Genomic DNA, 20,332 nt, shown 5'->3' with positions numbered 1-20,332 from the left:
GCTTCATCAGAACGGTAGCCGGATAAGGCATAAGCCGCCATCCGGGTATTTCCCTGCTCGCGCTACGCTTAGCAGGGATACAGTTCTGCGGAACTCACCGCCGGGCTTCATCAGAACGGTAGCCCGGATAAGGCGTAAGCCGCCATCCGGGGATTTCCCTGCTCGCGCTGCGCTTAGCAGGGCTACGGTTCTGCGCAACCCACCACCGGGGCTTCATCAGAACGGTAGCCCGGATAAGGCGTAAGCCGCTATCCGGGGATTTCCCTGCTCGCGCTGCGCTGGCTTACGGTTCTTCGGAACCCACCGCCGGACCGCGATAATCGCCGCCGAGGGCCTTAATCAGCGTGATATCGGTGCTAAGGCGCTGGGCCTGGATATCCAGCAATAACAGCTGCTGGGCGATGGCCGGTCGCCGCGCTTCTTGTGCGGCATAGCGGCTTAACAGGCCGCGCTGGTGATGGGCGTTGGCGCTGCGGGTGGTGGCCATCGCCGCCGTCACCTTCAGCTCCTGCAGCGCCACCTGCTGGTTGAGATCGTTAAGCTGACTGGAGCTTATCGCCACGTCCCGTACCGCATCCAGCACTGCCTGGTTGTACTGCTTAATCAGGATATTGCTCGCCGTACGTACCGACTTCAGATTGGCGTTCAGGCGGCCGCCATCGAATATCGGCAAATACAGCCCCGGCAGCAGGTTAATCTGCTGGAAGGACGACTTAAACAGATCGCCGACGCTCAGCGCGTTATATCCCCAAAAGGCTTTAATATCAAAATGCGGATAAAAGGCCGCTTTCGCCGCATCGACCTGGCTCATAGAAGCGGTCACATAACCGCGCAGGGCCTGCAGATCCGGGCGACGCGCCAGCAATTCGAAGGAGAGTGAATCCGGCAGCGTTTCCTGCAACGCCGGCAGAGCGACCGGGTGGATCTCCGGCATACTCTGCGCGTCGGCGCCAATTAGCGCCCGCAACGTTTCGCGGTACTGGGTCAGCGTGCCGCGGGCGGTAATCACCTGCTGCTGCGCGCCAAGCAGTTCCGCCTGCGCATTGGCGATATCGACGCTATCCTCCACGCCGCGCTGGGTGCGGTGTTCATGCGCCTGTACCGACAGCCGCGCAATTTCTTCTAGCTGCTGGAGCAGAACGATCTTCTGGAAGGTGGCCTGCATGGCGAAGTACAGCTGCGCCACGCTGCTGGCAAGGTCCAGTTCGATACCGGCGGTTTCCGCCTGGCGAGCGTTCTTTTCGCCAATAGCCGCCGCGACGCGGGCCCGGTCGGCGCCCCACAAATCGATATTCAGCGTCGCGCCGACCCCCACGGTATTGAGCGTGTACCACGGGCCGTTTTTATCCACCGGCAGAGAATAGGAGTAGGGCCAGCTAAAGGATTTATCGGTTATACGCATCCGATTCTGCGCCGCCACGGCGGTCGCCTGCACGCCCATTGCCGACTGCGCCAGCTCGACGGTGGATTGCGACTGTGAAATGCGTAGCCGCGCCGCCTGCATGGTCGGCGAGTTTTGCAGCGCGCGGTTTACCAGCATGTTGAGCTGGGGATCGTGATACCCCTCCCACCAGCGAGCCGCCGGCCAGCCGCTATTCGCCAGGTGGATCACCTGCGCCAGCTGCGCCTGTTGCGGATTAACAATGGGCACTTCGCCAGGATCGTCCTGAATCAGCGCGCATCCTGTCAACAGAGTCATGGCGAGAGCCAGCGGTGAGTAGCGCAGAAAACGTGCTGCGGCGTCCATTTTTATCATGACGGTTCTGCCTGTCGCGTAAATTCAGAAGGTTTGTCTGACCAGTCCGGCAGGGTGGTCAGTAAAGCCGCCAGCGGTTCGCCGAACGGATTAGCCGGATCGACAACCAGCGGCGCGACGGGCGCCGTCGGCTGCTGACGTTCAATATCATCGGCATACGCCTGTAACTGTTCGGCGCAGCGGCTTAAGAAGGAGTCTCCCGGCGCGGCATACAGCCGGTAGCCTTCGCTCAGGCGGACTATCTCCTGCGCCTGCTGCCAGGTGGCTTTGCTCGGCCAGGATTTCGCCTGCGGCCACGGATGCGCAAAAGTGCCCAGCGGCTCGGCGGCGACCCGATGCAGCAGCGTTTCGCTGGTGGTCAGCGCCTGGAACAGCGGCACCATCTGCGGCTTATCATCTTTTGTGCGCAGGAAGTCGGCTATCTGGCGATAGAGTTGCGCCAGCCGCGATTTCAGCTGCGGCGCTTCGCTATCCGGCCATAGATAAAGATGGACGATCGACGAGACCAGTACGCCGAGCAAAATACCGATGACGCGGTCGCGCAGTTCCGTCAGGTTGGTCAGTGGACCAAACCAGCTGAGGAATGCCAGCGAGAAGGTAAAGCCGATTTGGATCCCGGCGTAGGCAATACGCTCTGAGCCGGCGGCAATCCACGCCGAGAGCGCCATTACCGGCAGAACCATCGCCAGCAGGCCGACGATGGACTCGGTCCACGGTTGTACGAAGACGATCAACAATAGCGCCAGCAGCGTGGCGAGCAGCGCGCCGCCGATACGCAGCCAGGTTTTTTGCATCGTCGCCCCCAGCCCCGGCTGGGCGACAATCACGCAGCTCAGCATGATGGTGTGGATCCCTTGCCAGTCCGCGGCGGTATAGAAGACGTAGCACAGCAGCGTCGCCAGCAGGGTTTTCAGGGCGAAATGCAGATAAGCGGGATTGCGCCAGGCATCCGGCAGCAGCAGCGGCGACTTCTCGGCTTCACCCTGCGGCAGGTCGATGGCTTCACCGTGCGCCAGTTTCGCCAGCACATCAGCCATCTCTTGTAAAATCCGCGTATTGGCGCCGCGATCATCAATGGCCGGCGCGGAGAATGAAAACGGCGTACCCTCGTTCATCGACGGCGCCAGCGCCTGTAGCGCGGCGGCGATCTGCTGGCGCGCCGCGGCGTGGTCATCGCCCGGTTGCAGCAGCGCCGCGAGGTGATAGCAGCGCAGGGTGGCCGCCATCAGCGCCTGCCAGCGCGACGGATCGGCGGCAATTTCCGGCGCCGCAAAACGGGCCTGCTTAAACAATCCTTGCAACTGATTAAAACGCCCGGCGATCTCTTTGAAGGTCGGCGGCGCGGCGTTCTGCGTCAGCACGTCGGCGACCTGCCGCTGCATCACCACCAGTTGGGCGCGGAATTGGTAGCCGGGGAAGGCCTGGCGAAAGCAGGCGTTAACCAGGAGCGTGACCAGCGTTGCGGTATTGATCGCCACCCAAAGCCACAGCAGCAGGCGCACCAGAACTTCACTTTGGCTGGTCATCGACGGGAAGGTCTGGGCATAAATCACCGCCAGCGCCACCACGAAAAACGCCAGCCCGAGTTTGCCCAGCACGCGCATCAGATACATCGCGCCAAAGAACAGGCATACCGAAGCGACCAGGCGAATCAGCGGGAAATCATAGGTCCACTTGATGATCAGCAGCACCAGCCCCAGCGCCACGCTGATGGTGACAAAAAACAGGACGCTGCCCAGCTTAATCATCAGAATGTTCGGCTGGCTGACGTAAAACACCACGATCAGCGCCACGGCGAGAAACGGGATCTGCAGGGTCATAAACAGGGTGATCAGCACCGCGCAGCTCAGCGTCAGGCGCAGGGTATAGTTGGCCCGCCCCGGCGCGTCGGCGAGCTCCCGTTGCAGAAACAACCAGAAATTATGCATGCCGGACCCTTATTTCGCCTGCAGCACGGCGCTGGCGGAGGCGCCCATGCGGAACAGTTCCGGGTCGGGATTTTTCACCGCGATTTTAACCGGGAAGCGCTGCGACACATGTACCCAGTTGATGCTCTTCTGAATCACCGGCAGCCCGCCAATGACGCTACCGCCTTCCGGCAGTACGCCTGAGCCAACGGAATCGACGACGCCGTCAAAGGCGCGACTGTGGTTGGTCATCACCGTCACGGTTGCCGGCACGCCAGGCTGAACGTTTTGCAGGTCGGTTTCGCGGAAGTTCGCAATCACGTACCAGTGGTCGTTATCCAGCAGCGTGAAGACCGGTTTCAGGGCGGAAGCATATTGTCCGACGGTGGTTTTCAGGGCGATGACTACGCCGTTAAACGGCGCGCGAACTTCGGTGAACTCCAGGTGCAGTTCCGCAAGGGCGATTTGCGCGACGATCCCGGCGCGCTGCGCGACCATCGCATCGACGCCGGTGACCGCGGCATCAGCCTGTTTGGCCTGCAGCAGCGTGGCTTCCAGTTCGGCGCGGGCGGCTTTTTCCGCGGTGCGCGCCTGATCGAGATCTTCCTGCGCGGCGAATCCCTGCGGCACCAGCGGTTCCAGGCGGATACGGGTCGAGGTGGTCTGTTTCACCAGCGCCTTCGCACGCTCTACCGCGGCGCTCACTGATTGGGCGTTATACTGCTGGGCTTTAATTGTGCGCTGGGTCAGCATAATCTGCGCATCAAGCGCCGCCAGCCGTGATTTGGCATCGTCCAGCATCGCTTGGTAGGGACGCGGATCGATGCGGAACAGCAGATCGCCTTTCTGCACCCGCTGATTATCACGGATCGGCATTTCAACGATCCGCCCGCTGACTTCCGGCACCACATCGATGGTGTCGGCGTAGACGTAGGCGTCGTTGGTTTCCGGCGAAGTCTGCAACTGCCAGATAACCACGATCAGCGCCACAATAGCGGCGAGGACGAGAGCCAACAAGGGCCATTTTTTCCGTAATACGCTTGGGCTGGATTGAGTCATAGGTATTTAATGTGCGAAAAGAAGAAACCACAGAATAGTGGCAAATAGAAACATTAACGCCAGGTAACTTAATACCAGCGGGGAAAAGCGCGCCTGCCAGCCTTTACGGGCAATCAAGATATGGCAAGGGATCAGCAGTAATGCGCCGCCTAAAAAGCAGAAGAACCAGCCGGGGAATGCTGCGCCTAATACCGGTATGGCGGGGGATAAAGAGCAACCGGAGACCGCCAAAAGAAGTAATAACAATGCCGGGCGCGCCCGTTTTACAATTTGCTTCAAAGGAAGATACCTGAATGTTCATGCCATTGAACAATTGAGTTTATTCGTTGTTGACGAAATAAACCCTCAATACACCGCCTAAATTATAGCGCTGATGGTTTGCTTAGCCGAGTTATGGTTATCCTCTGATAATAGTTTAATTTCGCGTAGGTATTAAAAAGTCGCTTTATCATTAGCGATATAATTGAAATAGGGCGTTTCTCATTTCTCCATAGTCAGCGGCTATGCCGCGAGCTATTCTTAGAGCCTATCCCAGTAGGCGTAATTGGCGCAGCCAGTTTGAACACGGACAGCGCGCAGAAACCGGAGCGTACACGTAGTACGTGAGGATTTTGAGCACTGCCCAGGTTCAAAATGGCAAGCAAAATAGCCCTAATGAGATAGGCTCTTAGGTAAACATAATAAAAATACTGAGGCAATGTCATGGATAAAGAACTACTGGAAGCGGGCTACCGGGCCTATACCGGCGAGAAGATAGATGTCTATTTCAATACCGATATCTGTCAGCACTCGGGCAACTGCGTGCGCGGTAGCGCGAAGCTGTTCAATCTTAAACGTAAACCGTGGATCATCCCCGATCAGGTGGATGTGGCCACGGTGGTCAAAGTGATCGATACCTGTCCCAGCGGCGCATTGAAGTATCGCCACAAATAAGCGAGGAAATGATGGAAATTCTGGAAGGCCACAACAAGTTCTACGTTAATGACGCCGAGGGAAACCAGGTGGCGGAAATTGTCTTTGTTCCAACCGGTGAACATCTGAGCATTATTGAGCATACCGATGTCGATCCCAGCCTGAAAGGCCAGGGCGTGGGTAAACAGCTGGTAGCGAAAGTGGTCGAGAAAATGCGCCAGGAACAACGCAAAATCATTCCGCTGTGCCCGTTTGCCAAACACGAATTCGATAACACCCGCGAGTACGACGACATTCGCGCCTGAAATACGGCGCCGGCTGTGGCTGGCGCCGTGCTGCGATCACCCGGCCAACCGGCAGGTGGCATGATCCGGTAAAAAGCGCTGAATGATCTCTCCCAGATGCTCGCGAGTGACCGGTGGTGAGAACAGATACCCCTGGAAACGATCGACCCCCAGCGCTTTTAGCTGATTAAATTTCTCCAGACTATCCACTCCCTCGGCAATACAGCGGCTCTGCGTCAGCTGGCAGTAGTAGACCAGGCTTTTAATCAGCACCAGTGCGTGCGGGTCGCGCTGAAAATCATTGACGATACTCATATCCAGCTTGTAGCCGCTAAAACGCGCCGTGCGCACAGGGAACATGACGCTGCTGTGCGAGAAGCAGTCGTCGAGAAAGATGCGAAAGCCTTGCTGCTGAATATTGCTCATATTCGCTACCGCTTTTCCTTGCTGCTGTAAATCGACGGTTTCAGCAAATTCCAGCACCAGCCGGTCGGCCCACTGCGGGTTCTGCAGCTGTTGCCAGGCGGTTTCCATCATACGGGCAAGATTATCGTGATAGGCGATACAGGGAGGGATATTGACCGAAAAATAGAACTCGCCATGATAGCGATTGATATTCTGCACCGCTTCCTGCAGGACAAAGGCGGTCAGTAATAGCCAGGCGTATTCGGAGTGGATATGCGGTAGAAACTCGCCCGGCGGCAGTACCACGCCATCTTTGCGCCAGCGCGATAATATCTCGATGCCCTGCAGGCGTATGCGGTCGTCGACAATCGGCTGAAAGACCGGAAAGATCTGCCGTCCATGAATGGCATGAATAAACTCACGTTCGAAGGGAGTCAGCGCAGTGATGCCCTGACCAGCTACGCGTTTGCTTCGGCTGCCCGGAAACCGGCTCGCCAGATGCGGATGATACTCCACCATCTTGTTTAATCCTGAGGTTCTTTGGTTGTAGAGCGTTTTCTGACTGACGCCGCGGATCTGCGCCTGACTGGTGATGCTGTGGCCATACAGCAGGGCGAGGGTGGCGTTAAGTTCGATTTTGCTTAAGCCCGACGGCGGTTTGCCGCGCGCCAACGCCTCGATGGCCGAAAGCTGTTGCAGGGCGGGGTAGCCGACCAGGCCGCCTTTCAACAATGCCGCCAGACGGCGGCAGGGTAGATCGGAGGAGATTGCCTGCACGGCGGCCAGCAGGCGGCGGTCGCCAACCTGGTGCAGTAAGGTTTGCCACAGCCACGGCGCCGGGCTGCGGCTTAAGATCACCATGGGCAAAGGCCGTTTGGCCTGGGTGAGTAACCAGGCGGCTTCACGCAGGACGAACAGTAGCCACCAGGGATCGTCGGGCAGAAAAACCACAATTTTCCGGACGTCGGCGGGCGCAGATATCGACAGCATGGTCTGCATCCGCGGCTGTAGCCATACCAACTGGCGGCAACCGTCGTCGACCATATCAGCTAATCCCGCCGCCGCCATGGCGCAGGGCGACAGGATGTAATCCGTCGTCGCCTGCGGGGTATCGACTTTACTGGTAGACAAACGTCACCCCAATAATCGACTGTACATTACCCGCCGTCACCTGACCGGTGGTGCGCGCATAGGTGGCGGTCAGTCCCAGATTCACCGGTGAAGTGCCAACCGTGCCTAATGAGACATTGCTGTTGGCCGGAACGGCGGTCCCGTTACGGGTCAGCTGGACGCCAATACCCTGCGCCGGCGAAGCGGAAGCGGTATTGGTGAAAATGGAGTTGGCGCTATCGGCGGTAGTGCCGGAAAGGTAATAGCCAAGATTCTGGTTTTGCGCGCAGTGGACGGTGACCGGCACCGCCATCGAACCCGGATAGTCGGGTAGGGTCACGGTCACATCGCGTGCGGAGACATCGCAACCGCCGGTCGGCACGACAACGTCGTTATTGGCGTATATATTCCACACGAACTGGAAGGAGTCGCTGTTGTAGTTGTTGGTTTGATGCAGAATCAGCACGGCAATCAGCGATCCGGCGGTAATCGCCACCCCGCCCGCGGTACTGACCGGAGTCAGATAGAGTACGGTCGGCCAGGGTTTATCGGTGGTCGAATCGTAGATCACCCGCGAGGTTTCCGTGGTGGTCGGAAACGGATAAGAGGTGCCGTTATATTTTACGGTACCGGAAAAGCTCGATAGTACGCCGCCGTAGGCGGATCCGCGCTGTAGCGTCACATAGTCGGTAATGGTTTGCGGGTAGTCGTTATGGCAGAAAATTTGCGTCGACAGGTCGACCACCAGGTTTTGCCCTACGTTGACGGCCGGGGTCAGGTTGACGTAAACGTTGGCCGAGCCGCCGCCGATGGGGATAGTTGCGCCGGTGGCGGTCTTACAGGCGAAGGACCAGGCGTTAATCGACCAGCCCATCAGCAGCAGGGTGGTTAACAGAGCGATGACTTTTTTCATAAACAAACTCTCCTGACTCAGGCGTAGGTATAGGTGACGCTTATCACCGCCTGAATGGTTCCCTGGGTGGCGCCGCCGTTAACCGACAGGGCCCGAACCTGCAGCGGAAAACGCGCCGACTGCGAGCTATCGTCGACCTGAACCGACTTTTGCGCCCCGTTATTGAGCGTGGTGCCGCTGTCGTCCTGTAGTTCGAGCTGGATATTTCCTGCGGTACCCTGATTCTTGTAATAGCCGGTGCTGTCCGCGGTGCCGCTAAAGGTGGCGACGACGCGCGATGTGCCGACCGGGCAGTTGCTTAAATCAAGCGCGGTGCTGTGCCAGGCCGAAGCGGAACCCGCCGACACCAGGCTGAAGGTATAAAGATCGCCGAGGTCAACGTTGGCATTGGTCGTGGAGACCGTACACGGCTTGGCCACCACTTTGCCGTTCACCGTGATGGTGATGTCGGCGGCCTGCAGCGGGATAATGTTTAACGCCAGCGCGCCTGCCAGAAGCCATCCTGCGTAGTGTGCTTTCATCTCAGCCTCCGGTTACTGGAATTCAAGGGTAAAGGTGGCGGTGGCATAGACGTGACCGGCGGTCACCGGTACGCGGGTTGCCATCAGCCGGGCGTAAAAACCGAGGGTGTTGGTCTGCCCCGGCGTTAAGGTGGTCCAGGCGATCGACGAAGAGGGCGCGTTGACCGGCAGCATCGTCTGCTGGCCGTTGAGGATCTGCACCGCCATCCCCGCCGCCGCGGAGGCGCCGCCGTCGATTTTTAACAGGTCGTTATTGTCGCTATCCGGAGTGCCGTTAAAGCCGACTTTGACCGCCGTCACCGAGCTGCCGCAGGGCGACAGCACGATACGAAACGGCACCAGCGGCGTGGTTGCGCCGACGGCGTTAAACTGCTTCGCGGCGTTATCCATCAGATCGACGGTAAACTCTTTCGATTCGGTGGCCACCGCGCAGGCGTTGTCGCGCACGTAGCCGCTGATGGTGATGGTGCTGTCCGCCGCAAAGGCGTTGGCGCAGACCAGCGTCAGGATGGCGCCGAACAGGTTAAGTGGTTTTTTCATCATCATGCGTTCCTTAACGGCACTCTGCCGATAGCTGGCTCAGCGCCTGCCGCTGACTCTCTTCCGGCAGGCGGTAGCTGGCCACGCAGCTGGCGTCCGCGCCTTCGCCCCATTTCACCTGCACGCTGCCGGCGAGCGGCATCCCGCTCAGGTAGACCTGGCCATTATCGGCCACGATACTGCCGCTCTGGTTGCTGCCTGAGGTGACCATCGCGCCAAACGGCACCGGTTTGCCGTTATGGGTCAACGTCATCAGTAACTTGACCCCGACGTGGGCTTTGAAGTCCGCCCGCACGATAGCGCCGTGGGTAGGGACGACGCTCACCACCGCGTCATCGAGATCGACGTTATCGGCAAGGGTATTGGTATCCAGCGCCACCCGGTTTTCGCGATATTCGGTGGCGTAAGGCAGTACCGCATAGCCGCGCCAGTCGGTACGTACCCCGGTCTGGTTTTCCACTTTTACATCACCGGCGCCCAGCGCTTTCACCAGCACCACGGTGTCATTCAGCGGCTGGCTCAGGGTCACGCCGTTAGCGTGGGCCAACACCCCGCCGCTGACGCCGTAGTACAGCTGTTTGAAACCGTCGCTGCGGCTGTAACCGACGTTGGCGTTGCCGTAGCCGCCGCGATAGTTCAGCGCCGCGTAGCCGGTGCCGCTGCTATCGCCTTCGCCGCCGCTGGCATAGCCGGTCTGCACGCTATAGCTCAGGTTATTGTCTTCCAGCAGGGTGCCGTAAAGTCCCGCCAGATTGGTCATCCGGCCATTAAGATCGTGCGACATGCTGTAGCTGGCGCTGGCGTGCCGCCATACCGATTTGCTGTCGGAACGCAGCCAGTGGCTGAACGGAATATTGACGTTGACCGCCAGCATCTGGTCGCGGCCCTGCTGCCAGGCGTTTTTAGTCAGGCTGTAGCTCAGCGTCCAGTTGATGTCGTCCACCGCCGCGTTGAGTCCGGCCTGCAGCTGCTGGTCCGCCTTGCCGGTCGACCAGTAGGTCTGATGACTGCCGCTCAGATAGAGCGTGGCGGTACGCCCCAACTGTTGGGTCACGCTCAGTTGCACTTTGCCGCGCTTGTTATAGGCGAGGTTGTAGTAATCGGTGAATTTCGGCTTCACCTGGATCACGCCATCCTGGGTCTGTACGTCGTAACCGCTCATCCGGCGGTAGGTAGTATCGGCAAAGCTGTAATAACCTTTAGTGGAGTAGCGATAGCCCACCAGTTGGATATTGGTGCCGACATCGCTCAGCGACTTGTTATAGAGGAAGCGAATCGACTGCCCCTGATGATCGCTGTCGTCGGGTAGGGTGGCGTTGGCCTGGGTGACATCCAGCGAGACGGCGCCGAAATCGCCCATGTTTTTCCCCACGCCGAGATTAAAGGCGCGGTAGCGGTCGGCAAGTTGCGTACCGCCATACAAAGTCCAGCCCGCAGGCAGGCCGTGTAACAGGGTGCTCTGAAAGAACTTCGGCTCTTCCTGCTGATCGTTGCCGCTGCGGTATTCGCCGGCGGTCAGCGCGTACCGGGTATGCCCTTCGCGCTGCAGTACCGGCACCGTTGACCACGGCACGCTAAAGACCTGGCTGGTGCCGTCGTTTTCTTTAATCGTCACCTGCAGATCGCCGCCGTTGCCCGCAGCATAGAGATCGTTAATGGTGAACGGGCCCGGCGGGACCGTGCTCTGGTAAATCTCATAGCCGTTTTGTTTGATCGACACCTGCGCGGTGCCGCGGGCGATACCGTGGATCACCGGCGCAAAGCCCTTCTGGCTATCCGGCAGCATGTTGTCATCGCTCGCCAGCTGGGCGCCGCGGAAGTTAATGCCGTCGAAAACATCGCCGTTGGTGTAGCTGTCGCCGAGGGTCAGACGCGAGCGCAGCGGCGTGATGTCGCGCTCAAGCCAGGTGTTAACATGCTGCCATTTGTTCTCATTGCTGGAACTGCTGCCGCCGCTGCTGTAGCTCCAGGTGGTGTTATCACGCAGTCGCCAGGCGCCAAGGTTAAGGCCGCTTTGTAGATTTAAATAGGCGTAGTTGCTGCTGCCGCCGGTATCGTTATGGACGTTGTTGCCGGTGAAGTTGTAGTTCAGCAGTCCGGCGTTGATACCGTCATCCCACATTTCTGGCGGAATATAGCCGCGTGCGCGGTTGCCCATAAAGGCCTGCGGTACGGTGAGATACAGGCGCTGCTGGCCGACGTCGAAGCGCGTCGTGGCATCGGTGATAAGTTCGGTCAGCGGCACGCAGGCGTCGGCGGCGAGGGCGTTCATCCCGGTCACCGCCGCGGTGTTGACCCCCATTCCGGCCAACTGCCCGCGGGTCAGACACGGGCTTAGCCCATGGCCTTTTTCGCCGCGGTTAAAAGTGACATCGCGAGTGGTCATAAAGCCGTCGTTAAGATAAATATCGACTCGGTAGGTGCCGGGCGGCACCTCTTGCCCGTTTTCGAAACCGGAAAGATCGGCCACCGCCGCAGGGTCGTCAGCCAAAAAACGCGGGTTAAAATAGAGTTCAGCCTGCGCGTGGCCCGCCTGCAGGACAAAACAGAGTGCCACGGGGAATTTCGCCATGGCCAAAATAGCGCGTGGGCGGAGCCTGGCGCTGCGGGAACCAAAACGGTCCAGTCCATATTTGAGATGTGACATAGTCCCTCCGGTCTCAATTCGCCCGGCTGTCAGTTCTTATTGTTATGCGCGGCATGGCCCGCCCGGCGGGCCAAACCTGTGTTAACGCAGCACGCCAGTCATTTTTGGGGTCAGCGCGCCGTAATCATTAATCGTGCGATAAGTTATGTTGCTACCGGCATCCGGCGGCAGCTTGACGGAGGTTTTACCCATTGGCGGCACCAGTGCGTTTTCCAGCACCCGAGTGCCGGCGTTAAGTTCGGTGACGGTCAGGTAATAAGGGGTAGGGTTAATCAACGTTAACGACGAACCGCTGCGGCTAAAGCTCAGCTTTTCCGCCGCCTGATCCGGCGGTAGCGCCAGCTTCGCCGGGCGATAGTAGAGCTTGATGCGGCTGATAATCGCCAGTTGCAGGGTATTTTCGCTCAGCTTGGATTTATCCATCGACGGGATGGCTTTCACGTTAATCCAGAACAGACTTTCGCGATCCTGCGGCAGTTGTTTATTGGTGGCGTCAATGATGCGCAGGGTATTTTCTTTTTTGCCCTGCATGGCAAACAGCGGCGGCGTAATCACGAAGCGGCCATCTTTGCCGCCGTCAGCGTTTTCCACCCAGGACTGAATCAGATAGGTGCTGCTGTCATCATTATTGGTTACCCCTAACTGTACCTGTTTTTGCCCGGCCGGATAGATAACCCGCGTGGCGCCGAGCGCAACGCCGGCCTGAGCCCAGGCGGAGTAACCGCTTGCGGCCATCATCAATAATCCCGCCAGTAGTCCGCGCGTCATCCCCAGTCTCTTTTTCACGTTTACCCCTTTTGTACTCACCGTTGTTTCCTGTTTCCGGATGTCTGCTGGTTAATTACTGATAGGTCAGAGAGAACCAAACTTGCGCGTTTGCCGCTCCTCCGGTGACCTGATTGCCGGTCGCCCGATATTTGGCTACAAAATGTAGCGTGGTGGGGCCGGTATACAGCCGCCGCCAGGCACCCGGCGGGCTATTCAGCGGAATCAATTGATCTTCATTATCAAATAACGCGATGCCTACGCCGGTGGCGATACCCGGTCCTTCGCCAACCGAGAGCACATCCGGATTTTTGCCATCGGCCACGCCGCGAAACGACACGCCGACATGCTGGCTGACTGCGGTGCTGCAATCCTGAAGGTGAATATCGAATGGCACGGGGTTGGCATCTTCCCCGGCTGAATGAAAGCGATTGCTGCTGATCTGCCCCATATTGACGGTCATCTGCTGGTCGCCGGCTTCAACGCGGCAGGACTCGGCGATGATGACGCCCTGAAAACGCATGTTTCCCCCGGCGACCGTGACGTTCCAGTGGTTGCCGGCTTGCGCCAGCGGCGAAAGCAGAAACATCAGCAGACCTGTCTTCACTCCTTGCATCGTTATCACCCCAATCCCGTAGTGGATAACGGGCCATCCTGGCCCGGAATGCTTCCCTGTCTGATGTTTGAATTACTCGTATTGCACTTTGAAGGTGGCGTCTGCGTTAGCAGTACCGGCAGTAGCCGCGCCAGTGGCGTAGTAACGCGCCTGGAAAGGAATGATGTTGGTGCCGTCGTTCAGCGTGGTGGCCGCGCTGAAGGTTGCGCCATCCAGGCCCAGCGGAGTGCCGGTTTTGTCGAGGATCTGTACGCCGACGTTGGTCGCGCCGCCAGCAGCGGAGCTCTGCAGTGCCAGAACGCTGGTGTTGGTGCTATCAACCGCGGTACCGGAGAAAGCGACAGAGGCTTTGGTCGCGACAGTGGTATCACAGTCATCTAACTGAATGTTGAAACCGACTGCGGAGCTGGTGCTGCCCGCGGTAGCCAGTTTTGCCGAACGAACCTGGCCTAACTGAACGGTCTGATCGATAGAACCGGCATCGACTGCACAGGCTGCGTTGACGATTTCTCCTTTAAAATGCACTGTACCGCCATTTACCGTGGTGGTATCGGCCAAGGCCGCCGCGGAGCTCAGGGACAGAGCTGACAGAACAACGATTGCCAGTGTTTTGATTTTCATGCTGTTTTCCTTTAAACAAAATCGATATTACGAACCAAAATTGGCAGCCGTTTTGCCTTCCAGGCATTCCATAAATCAGCCGAATGGTGCGACTGCCGGTTCTGCACAGTTTTCGCCCCTACTGATGAGTCAATTGGGGCCATTTTGACTCGTCGGGATTTATGGCTTTTATTTTGTTTATGCTGGTGTATTATTGGATTTATATACTGATTTTTTTTTATTTAATGGATTTAAAAACTACGACTCTGCCGGGTATGGAAAAACGACGTGCTTGAGTTCAATGCTGAGAAGTGAGTGTGTGTAGATAGTCGGAGGAGGATAAGTAAAGAAAGGTCGTTATAGAAGTTAATGTAAATCAATCAGATAAGATTTTTTTTGATGAAATATGCACTTGTCAGTTGCAAAAGATTACAAAACATTTTTATGATATAGACAGTTTGGCCCCAATTGACTTGTTCAATCTTAAAAATTTTCATTTTTATCAATTGGTTATCCTATTTCTTCCTCGCTTGTAAATTTTCCTCTAAAAGGTTGTTTCTTTCCCATATTCCGGCAAAACGCGCTGCATTACTGGCGGTATAACGGACAGTGTGGCGAATATTACGATGTCCGAGATAATCCTGGATCAAACGGGTATCTGCCCCTCTTTCAGCTAGCTCATAGCCGCAGGCGTGGCGCAGCATATGTGGATGCGTATGCGTCACGGTTCCTGCCTCTTCCCCGGCGGCGCGGATAATACGATAGGCCTGTTGCCGTGAAAGCGGGGTACCGCGGCGCGAGATAAATAGCGCGTCGCTTTTACCTGCTGCTTTCCAGTTGGCCCGTTGTTGCGTCCAGCGTTCTATCGCTTCGCGTTCATCAAAACGCAGCGGATGTACGGTAGAGAAACCGTTCTTTAAGCGGCGGACATTGATGCGCCCTTCGTTAAGGTCGAGATCGCGATAGTGCAGATCGAGTAATTCGCTGATACGCATCCCGTGACGAAACGCCAACAGGATCAGACAGTAATCTCGTTCGCCGGTTGGGCCGTGCTGGGCCGCCTGCATCATTGCCTGTACTTCTTTGGCGGTGAGAAAACGACGTCGGTTCACAATTTTAAGCTCCTGAATTTAAGTTTACTCGCAAGGAACAGCCTGGGAAAAAGATCCCTGGCTGGATAAAAAACAATCTGAATGCAAAGGCCGTATTATTTGAAGGGGCTAATGACAAAACAGGTATCACATTACATTTACACATGCATAAATTATCGCCACGCGATAATTCTTATTTTTATCTATTTTATTGTTTACCACAATAGAGCCGCGCAAGGTCGCTGGCAGGTGCATAAAATAGCAAGGAAAAAAGTTAATACCAGCTATTTATTGAACGGAAAACATGTGCTGAAAGGATTAATTTAACAATAAATAACGAACTAATATCCTGATGGTTTACAGGTGCATAGGAACGTTTTTTTTCATGTTCTAAATAAGAACTTTTAAGAACAATAAACATATTTAACGTATGGTTAATTTTTATTAATGTTTCGCAAGAAAAAATCTATATATGAGGAAAGCTGCATTTTATCGCAGCCTAAACAGAGCAAATTTGCAACAGCCAGACCGTGGGAAGGGTTTGCAATGTCTGCAGGGGGAAATGCAATGCACCGATAACGAAACGCCATCCGTGGCGTAAGGTTACCTTACTGGAAAAGCGACGTTCTCTGCTTCTCGCGGGATTTATCCCAAATCCCGTAAAAGCGTCCGGCGTTACTGGCCGTGTACCAGACGGTATGGCGAATGTTACGGTGGCCGAGATAATCCTGGATAAGACGCGTATCGATGCCCATATTGGCCAGCGCAAAGCCACAGGAGTGACGCAACATGTGCGGATGAATTTCCAGCGGTAGTCCTGCCTGATCGCCAGAGGCGGAAATAATCTGGTAAAACTGTTGGCGTGAAAGCGGGTTACCCTTACGTGATAGAAATAACCACTCGCTGGTGGATTGTGGATATTCATCACGAATATCCAGCCAGCGCTTTAGTGCCAGAATCTCTTTATTCAGCAACGGGTGTGTCGTTGAGAACCCTTTTTTTAAACGGTGGATGTAAATACATTTTGAACGCAAATCAATATCCGAAATTCGCAGTCGGCAAATTTCACTGGCACGAAATCCATGAATAAAGCAAAGCAATGTCAGGCAATAATTACGAGCAGCATGTGGTCCACTATTGGCAGCGTTAAGTAGTGACTCGATTTCATTCTGAGTCAGGAAGTTCCTTTTTTTTATTTCGCTATTATTCTTCATTATGTTCCCTTTCTATTGCAGGCGTACATTACTATCCCATAGGCTCTGGTTGGCCTATTACAGGATCCGAAGATAGGTTTCGCATTTTATAAGTAAGCATGATGCGGATCGTTTTTAATATTCCTCAAGTAACAAGGACCGTGTCGCGGTAACGCTGCGCGAAATCCAGTGGGTATAATGAAGTCTCCCCGCCGTCGGAGTGGAGTGCGCTGGCGAATTTTTGATGCGATGCGCTCAGGCATTTGATGTATATCGATTTTCCTGGGGGTTTACACGTCCTGTTCATCCTTTCTCCTCTTGAGTATGCGCGCTTACAGCAAGGTCATTGACTACCGGCTGATAAACTGAGTCCTGGCTGGATAACGCTATGACCGTTATCCATGAGGATAATTGCCTCAATAAACAGGTTGGTATTGCGTAAATGTTTTACCGTAGGCAAACAGCGTCCGGCGATTGTTAGCATTCACTGCAACACTACAACAGCGATTAAACCATACTGCAAAAATCGTAGGGAGAATAGCGTTAATAAATGTGCAGACGTTTCAAAGAGAGATTTTACTTATTATCGAGCAGTCGGAATTTTCCGCTCAAGTAATCAGTTAATGGGGGGCTTAATCGGAGTTTTTCAGCAATTTTAGGAAGTTATCGATGTTGGTCACTCAGCCGTAACCGCTTATGATACATAGATAATTCATCTTCAGGAGCTCATGAAAATAGATGAGCTAGCTTCCCTGGTTTAGCAACATAATAGCTACCTGTAACCCACGATTATATTAGTTGGTAAGACGGTGCGGCGCTAAAGAAGTTACCCTATGAGCGCCGTCGCTTACGAATTATCTTAACTGCTGGTAGAACAGGATAATAGCGATGGCAATCATGATAAGCCCTGAAACCATGCTTACTCCCTTCGCCGCCTGCGGCCGGGCTGCCAGTACCGCGCGTGAACCGTATCCGACCAACAGATAAATTAGCGTACAGGTCATCAGATGCATCGCGCCCAGCGCCGACATCTGCAGTGCCAGCGGCCAACTGCCGTGGGGATCGGTAAACTGCGGTAGCAGGGCGAGGAACAACAGAAAGACTTTTGGATTAAGGCCGCTAATACATAACCCTTTAACCGCCCATCTATTCCAGCTGCCAGCCGATTGTTTCGCCGCGCTCGGCGCCGCCGGATGGCGTAATATCATGACCCCGAGCCACAGTAGATAGACCGCGCCCGCCAGCGTGATCGCTGATAGCGCCAGCGGATGGCCGGCGATCAACACGCCGACGCCAGCGACGACGACAATGGTCGCCAGCAGATGACCTGACATCAGCCCCATCACTGCCGGGACCACGCGACGACCGTTGATACCGGCGCTAATGGCATAGGCCCAGTCGGCACCGGGAGTCATAATCAACAGAAACGAGACTACCCAGAAGCTGGCGATCAGGCTCATTTCCATCAGCAACGCTCCTTAATGATATTAGACATCACACACTCGCAAAATTAGGTTATCGTGTGAGAAAGAATATCGACATAGAAGCGAAATGAGCTTTCAATGTTATGTCCTGAACCGGCGTTTAAAGAGAAAATCTTCCAAATGGATAGCATAGATCGAAAAATTCTTGCTGAGCTGCAGGCGGATGGTCGTCTGTCGATAACTGAACTGGCGGAGCGGGTAAACTTGAGCCTCTCTCCCTGCCACCGGCGACTACGCGCGCTGGAGCAAGAGGGGGTGATTACCGGTTATCGCGCCAATCTCGATCCGGGAAAAATGGGATTCAATTTTCTGGCTATCGTTTTCGCCACGTTGAAAGAGGGCGATAAGAAAGCGGTCAGCGCTTTTGAGGAGGCGGTGGCGGAGATCCCGCAGGTTGTGCTGGCGCAACGTTTGTTTGGCGATCCGGATTATCTGATGCATGTCGTTACCCGGGATCTTCCCGCATTTCAGAAACTCTATGATGACAAACTGTCGGCGATGCCCGGCGTGCAGCATTTACGTTCGACGCTGGTGATGAAAACCGTGGTGCAGGATCGCCCTTTTCCACTGGAAACGTTAAACGCTTCCCGCTAACGCCCTGCGGCCAGGGCATTGCAGTATGGTTATTACCACTTCTCATCACGCGCGTCGCGGCGGCCTTCGCGCCGATTTTCTCGCTTATCTTCGCGACAGCGCATATTGCTCTTGTCGTCATTTCTCACGCATTCACGTTTTTCTTCACGTCCACTCTGGCGCGCATCCTGACGGATATCGCGAGCATCCTGGCGTTTTTCCGCGCGGTAGGTGGCGTGCGCGGTGAGGGTCGGCAGCAACAGGGCGGCGGTAAGCAGAGGCAGGATTATTTTTTTCATTGTCGGAACCTTAAATATAAAAATAAATAACGGAAGGTTATAATTGTGGTTCGTAATCTTATGTAAATCGACACAAAATGTGCTGAATTCTCTTTTTTTTAGTTTATTATTAAACGCGCCCGGCAAATTCTCATTTTATTATTCTCGTTGCTACGTATTTTAGCTTATTACGCTAAAGAGATTACGTATATGGCATCAGGGCTCATTCGCTTTAAGTATTTGCATTGATTTTTATCAACGATTCTTATTCATCAGGTTGTGGCGGGTATTTAGCCGTGCGATGCTCGCGGCATGAGATTTTTCTCAGTCCCTGCGAAGTTAAATGGAATTGTTAATAAAAGGAATATTATATGAAGCGTTCAATTATTGCTGCTGCAGTATTTTCAACCGTGCTGATGAATGTTAATGCTTTTGCCGCGGCGCCAAATGAAGAGCAGGGCGAGTTAGTTATTATTGGTAATGTTATTAATTCTTCCTGTCGTTTTGAAACCGATTATAGCAGTACAATTCAGCTGGCTGATGTTGATGCAACCCGTTTTGCCGGCATGGCGGCCGGTGACGTCTTATCCGGTAATTTCGCTACCAGTAGCGATCCATTAACTATCGTTTGCCCGGAAGGCACAGTATTGAAATCGATTGATATTAGCGGCGGGACCTATACTACCGGCGGCGTACTTAATCCTATCGCGACGACAACTTCTGCTAATGGTGTCGGTTTTAAATTAAAACTGGGTGATTCGGAGATTAATGAAAATACCATGTATGACGTTAATAATTTGCCGCGGGCGGTGACTTCTGTGGGCAATGGCGTCTATCAAATGAACTTCTCTGCGCAATACGCACGAATTAATGCCACCACTCCGGTGACCGCCGGTGAAGTCCGCTCGGTGTTAACGATTGCCGTATCTGCGGAGTAAGGACCTGTGCCGGCGTTTCGCCGGCAATTATTGTGCTGAGGGTGTGGTGCTATGAAACGGATTTTATTAGCAGGCTTATTTATCGCTATGCAACCCGCGCATGCCGGAGTGGTGATTTTCGGTACCCGGGTTGTCTATCCGGCTGAGAAACAAGAAGTGGTCGTACAGTTGATGAATCATGGCGCCCGCTCTTCACTGGTGCAGTCGTGGATAGACGATGGCAATACCTCGTTGCCGCCGGAAAAAATCAACGTGCCTTTCCTGCTGTCGCCGCCGGTGGCGCGCATAGCGGGTAACTCCGGACAGCAGCTGCGAATTAAAAAATTAGCCAATAAACTTCCGGCTAACAAAGAGTCGCTGTTTTATCTCAATGTACTCGATATTCCTCCGAATACGCCAGGCAGTGAGGGGGCGAATACGCTACGGTTTGCCATGCAAAACCGTATTAAGCTTTTTTATCGCCCTAAAGGCATCGCGGCGGTAAATAAAGATACGTTTAAAAATATTTCATTGTCTTCGCGTAAAAACGCCCTGCATATTGCCAATGGTTCGGCAAATTGGCTGACGATTACTGAAATTAAAGTAAGCGGTGTTAAAGTCAATGAACGCAGCGTTATGCTCGCGCCGTTATCCAGTCAGGACCTGGTTTTAAAAAATTACCTCGTCCGCCAGTATTCGCTAACGATGATTGATGATAATGGGAACTTTATTAGCGACAGGCTCAATGTAAAATAATAAAT

At 54.9% G+C, this 20,332-nt stretch carries 21 protein-coding genes; 5 read left to right on the top strand and 16 right to left on the bottom strand.

Annotation, left to right across the window (positions count from 1 at the left end; all coding sequences use genetic code 11):
- Nucleotides 1-283: 283 nt before the first annotated feature.
- The 4 genes from PGR79_RS06200 to PGR79_RS06185 are packed head-to-tail and all read right to left on the bottom strand — an operon-like array spanning nt 284 to nt 5,001.
- The gene (locus PGR79_RS06200) at nt 284-1,747 is read right to left on the bottom strand and encodes an MdtP family multidrug efflux transporter outer membrane subunit (RefSeq protein WP_430921425.1); all 1,464 of its coding nucleotides are present in this window, start codon (nt 1,745-1,747) and stop codon (nt 284-286) included.
- A 5-nt stretch (nt 1,748-1,752) separates the two neighbouring features.
- Complete coding sequence (locus PGR79_RS06195; RefSeq protein ID WP_430921267.1) at nt 1,753-3,684, bottom strand: FUSC family protein; 1,932 nt, start codon at nt 3,682-3,684, stop codon at nt 1,753-1,755.
- Nucleotides 3,685-3,693: 9 nt separating this feature from the next.
- Nucleotides 3,694-4,722, bottom strand: a complete 1,029-nt coding sequence (mdtN, locus tag PGR79_RS06190; protein WP_430914673.1) for a multidrug transporter subunit MdtN — start codon at nt 4,720-4,722, stop codon at nt 3,694-3,696.
- Between the two features lie 6 nt (nt 4,723-4,728).
- Complete coding sequence (locus tag PGR79_RS06185; protein ID WP_015369860.1) at nt 4,729-5,001, bottom strand: YtcA family lipoprotein; 273 nt, start codon at nt 4,999-5,001, stop codon at nt 4,729-4,731.
- A gap of 423 nt (nt 5,002-5,424) precedes the next feature.
- On the opposite strand from PGR79_RS06185, the gene yjdI reads away from it, so the two are divergent.
- Nucleotides 5,425-5,655, top strand: coding sequence for a 4Fe-4S mono-cluster protein YjdI (yjdI, locus tag PGR79_RS06180; protein ID WP_015369861.1), 231 nt, complete (start codon nt 5,425-5,427; stop codon nt 5,653-5,655).
- An 11-nt stretch (nt 5,656-5,666) separates the two neighbouring features.
- A complete protein-coding gene (locus PGR79_RS06175; protein WP_015369862.1) occupies nt 5,667-5,939 on the top strand; it encodes a GNAT family N-acetyltransferase in 273 nt (90 codons plus the stop codon).
- Nucleotides 5,940-5,975: 36 nt separating this feature from the next.
- On the opposite strand, the gene PGR79_RS06170 is transcribed toward PGR79_RS06175, so the two are convergent.
- The 11 genes from PGR79_RS06170 to PGR79_RS06120 form a co-directional block, all read right to left on the bottom strand.
- Complete coding sequence (locus PGR79_RS06170; RefSeq protein WP_430921265.1) at nt 5,976-7,454, bottom strand: EAL domain-containing protein; 1,479 nt, start codon at nt 7,452-7,454, stop codon at nt 5,976-5,978.
- Nucleotides 7,441-8,346: a fimbrial protein gene (locus tag PGR79_RS06165; RefSeq protein ID WP_430921263.1), complete on the bottom strand. Its 906-nt coding sequence runs from the start codon at nt 8,344-8,346 to the stop codon at nt 7,441-7,443. The genes PGR79_RS06170 and PGR79_RS06165 overlap by 14 nt, the downstream gene beginning before the upstream one ends.
- 17 nt (nt 8,347-8,363) lie before the next feature.
- Nucleotides 8,364-8,867 (bottom strand): fimbrial protein, encoded by a 504-nt coding sequence (locus tag PGR79_RS06160; RefSeq protein WP_087859719.1) that lies wholly within the window; start codon nt 8,865-8,867, stop codon nt 8,364-8,366.
- A 12-nt stretch (nt 8,868-8,879) separates the two neighbouring features.
- On the bottom strand, nt 8,880-9,410 hold the full coding sequence (locus tag PGR79_RS06155) for a fimbrial protein (RefSeq protein WP_020078007.1): 531 nt from the start codon (nt 9,408-9,410) through the stop codon (nt 8,880-8,882).
- 10 nt (nt 9,411-9,420) lie between these two features.
- The gene (locus PGR79_RS06150; RefSeq protein ID WP_430921261.1) at nt 9,421-12,054 is read right to left on the bottom strand and encodes a fimbrial biogenesis usher protein; all 2,634 of its coding nucleotides are present in this window, start codon (nt 12,052-12,054) and stop codon (nt 9,421-9,423) included.
- Nucleotides 12,055-12,135: 81 nt separating this feature from the next.
- On the bottom strand, nt 12,136-12,822 hold the full coding sequence (locus tag PGR79_RS06145; RefSeq protein WP_430921423.1) for a fimbria/pilus periplasmic chaperone: 687 nt from the start codon (nt 12,820-12,822) through the stop codon (nt 12,136-12,138).
- A 73-nt stretch (nt 12,823-12,895) separates the two neighbouring features.
- Entirely contained in the window at nt 12,896-13,435 is a 540-nt protein-coding gene (locus tag PGR79_RS06140) for a fimbrial protein (RefSeq protein ID WP_123273292.1), read from the bottom strand.
- A gap of 72 nt (nt 13,436-13,507) precedes the next feature.
- Nucleotides 13,508-14,056 carry a type 1 fimbrial major subunit FimA gene (fimA, locus tag PGR79_RS06135; RefSeq protein WP_045373910.1) on the bottom strand — a complete coding sequence of 183 codons (549 nt, stop codon included), beginning with the start codon at nt 14,054-14,056 and terminating at the stop codon, nt 13,508-13,510.
- Between the two features lie 494 nt (nt 14,057-14,550).
- The gene (fimE, locus tag PGR79_RS06130; protein ID WP_087859713.1) at nt 14,551-15,147 is read right to left on the bottom strand and encodes a type 1 fimbria switch DNA invertase FimE; all 597 of its coding nucleotides are present in this window, start codon (nt 15,145-15,147) and stop codon (nt 14,551-14,553) included.
- 587 nt (nt 15,148-15,734) lie between these two features.
- The gene (locus tag PGR79_RS06125; protein ID WP_087859712.1) at nt 15,735-16,340 is read right to left on the bottom strand and encodes a tyrosine-type DNA invertase; all 606 of its coding nucleotides are present in this window, start codon (nt 16,338-16,340) and stop codon (nt 15,735-15,737) included.
- An 833-nt stretch (nt 16,341-17,173) separates the two neighbouring features.
- Nucleotides 17,174-17,785: a LysE family translocator gene (locus PGR79_RS06120; protein WP_087859711.1), complete on the bottom strand. Its 612-nt coding sequence runs from the start codon at nt 17,783-17,785 to the stop codon at nt 17,174-17,176.
- Between the two features lie 138 nt (nt 17,786-17,923).
- On the opposite strand from PGR79_RS06120, the gene PGR79_RS06115 reads away from it, so the two are divergent.
- Entirely contained in the window at nt 17,924-18,397 is a 474-nt protein-coding gene (locus tag PGR79_RS06115; protein ID WP_032706451.1) for an Lrp/AsnC family transcriptional regulator, read from the top strand.
- A gap of 32 nt (nt 18,398-18,429) precedes the next feature.
- Here the strand turns inward: PGR79_RS06115 and PGR79_RS06110 are convergent, their stop codons facing one another.
- Nucleotides 18,430-18,675, bottom strand: coding sequence for a hypothetical protein (locus PGR79_RS06110; RefSeq protein ID WP_015369878.1), 246 nt, complete (start codon nt 18,673-18,675; stop codon nt 18,430-18,432).
- Nucleotides 18,676-19,025: 350 nt separating this feature from the next.
- Between PGR79_RS06110 and PGR79_RS06105 the strand changes: the two genes are divergently transcribed.
- Nucleotides 19,026-19,592: a fimbrial protein gene (locus PGR79_RS06105; protein ID WP_430921259.1), complete on the top strand. Its 567-nt coding sequence runs from the start codon at nt 19,026-19,028 to the stop codon at nt 19,590-19,592.
- A gap of 51 nt (nt 19,593-19,643) precedes the next feature.
- A complete protein-coding gene (locus PGR79_RS06100) occupies nt 19,644-20,327 on the top strand; it encodes a fimbria/pilus periplasmic chaperone (RefSeq protein ID WP_087859707.1) in 684 nt (227 codons plus the stop codon).
- The last annotated feature ends 5 nt before the right edge of the window (nt 20,328-20,332 follow it).

Origin of the sequence: Klebsiella sp. 141161 (assembly GCF_050600815.1) — a bacterium.
Taxonomy (GTDB): Bacteria; Pseudomonadota; Gammaproteobacteria; order Enterobacterales; family Enterobacteriaceae; genus Klebsiella; species Klebsiella aerogenes.
The sequence above is the reverse complement of the archived record's forward strand: the minus strand, read 5'-3'. Positions and strand labels throughout refer to the sequence as shown.

Bases quoted from the DNA above. Each gene is read 5' to 3' on its own strand.
- mdtN (WP_430914673.1), bottom strand. From the start codon at position 4,722: ATGACTCAATCCAGCCCAAGCGTATTACGGAAAAAATGGCCCTTGTTG.
- PGR79_RS06155 (WP_020078007.1), bottom strand. From the start codon at position 9,410: ATGATGAAAAAACCACTTAACCTGTTCGGCGCCATCCTGACGCTGGTC.
- PGR79_RS06105 (WP_430921259.1), top strand. From the start codon at position 19,026: ATGAAGCGTTCAATTATTGCTGCTGCAGTATTTTCAACCGTGCTGATG.
- PGR79_RS06145 (WP_430921423.1), bottom strand. From the start codon at position 12,822: ATGACGCGCGGACTACTGGCGGGATTATTGATGATGGCCGCAAGCGGT.
- fimA (WP_045373910.1), bottom strand. From the start codon at position 14,056: ATGAAAATCAAAACACTGGCAATCGTTGTTCTGTCAGCTCTGTCCCTG.
- yjdI (WP_015369861.1), top strand. From the start codon at position 5,425: ATGGATAAAGAACTACTGGAAGCGGGCTACCGGGCCTATACCGGCGAG.
- PGR79_RS06115 (WP_032706451.1), top strand. From the start codon at position 17,924: ATGGATAGCATAGATCGAAAAATTCTTGCTGAGCTGCAGGCGGATGGT.
- PGR79_RS06165 (WP_430921263.1), bottom strand. From the start codon at position 8,346: ATGAAAAAAGTCATCGCTCTGTTAACCACCCTGCTGCTGATGGGCTGG.
- PGR79_RS06175 (WP_015369862.1), top strand. From the start codon at position 5,667: ATGGAAATTCTGGAAGGCCACAACAAGTTCTACGTTAATGACGCCGAG.
- PGR79_RS06195 (WP_430921267.1), bottom strand. From the start codon at position 3,684: ATGCATAATTTCTGGTTGTTTCTGCAACGGGAGCTCGCCGACGCGCCG.
- PGR79_RS06160 (WP_087859719.1), bottom strand. From the start codon at position 8,867: ATGAAAGCACACTACGCAGGATGGCTTCTGGCAGGCGCGCTGGCGTTA.
- PGR79_RS06125 (WP_087859712.1), bottom strand. From the start codon at position 16,340: ATGAAGAATAATAGCGAAATAAAAAAAAGGAACTTCCTGACTCAGAAT.
- PGR79_RS06150 (WP_430921261.1), bottom strand. From the start codon at position 12,054: ATGTCACATCTCAAATATGGACTGGACCGTTTTGGTTCCCGCAGCGCC.
- PGR79_RS06120 (WP_087859711.1), bottom strand. From the start codon at position 17,785: ATGGAAATGAGCCTGATCGCCAGCTTCTGGGTAGTCTCGTTTCTGTTG.
- PGR79_RS06200 (WP_430921425.1), bottom strand. From the start codon at position 1,747: ATGGACGCCGCAGCACGTTTTCTGCGCTACTCACCGCTGGCTCTCGCC.
- PGR79_RS06100 (WP_087859707.1), top strand. From the start codon at position 19,644: ATGAAACGGATTTTATTAGCAGGCTTATTTATCGCTATGCAACCCGCG.
- PGR79_RS06110 (WP_015369878.1), bottom strand. From the start codon at position 18,675: ATGAAAAAAATAATCCTGCCTCTGCTTACCGCCGCCCTGTTGCTGCCG.
- PGR79_RS06140 (WP_123273292.1), bottom strand. From the start codon at position 13,435: ATGCAAGGAGTGAAGACAGGTCTGCTGATGTTTCTGCTTTCGCCGCTG.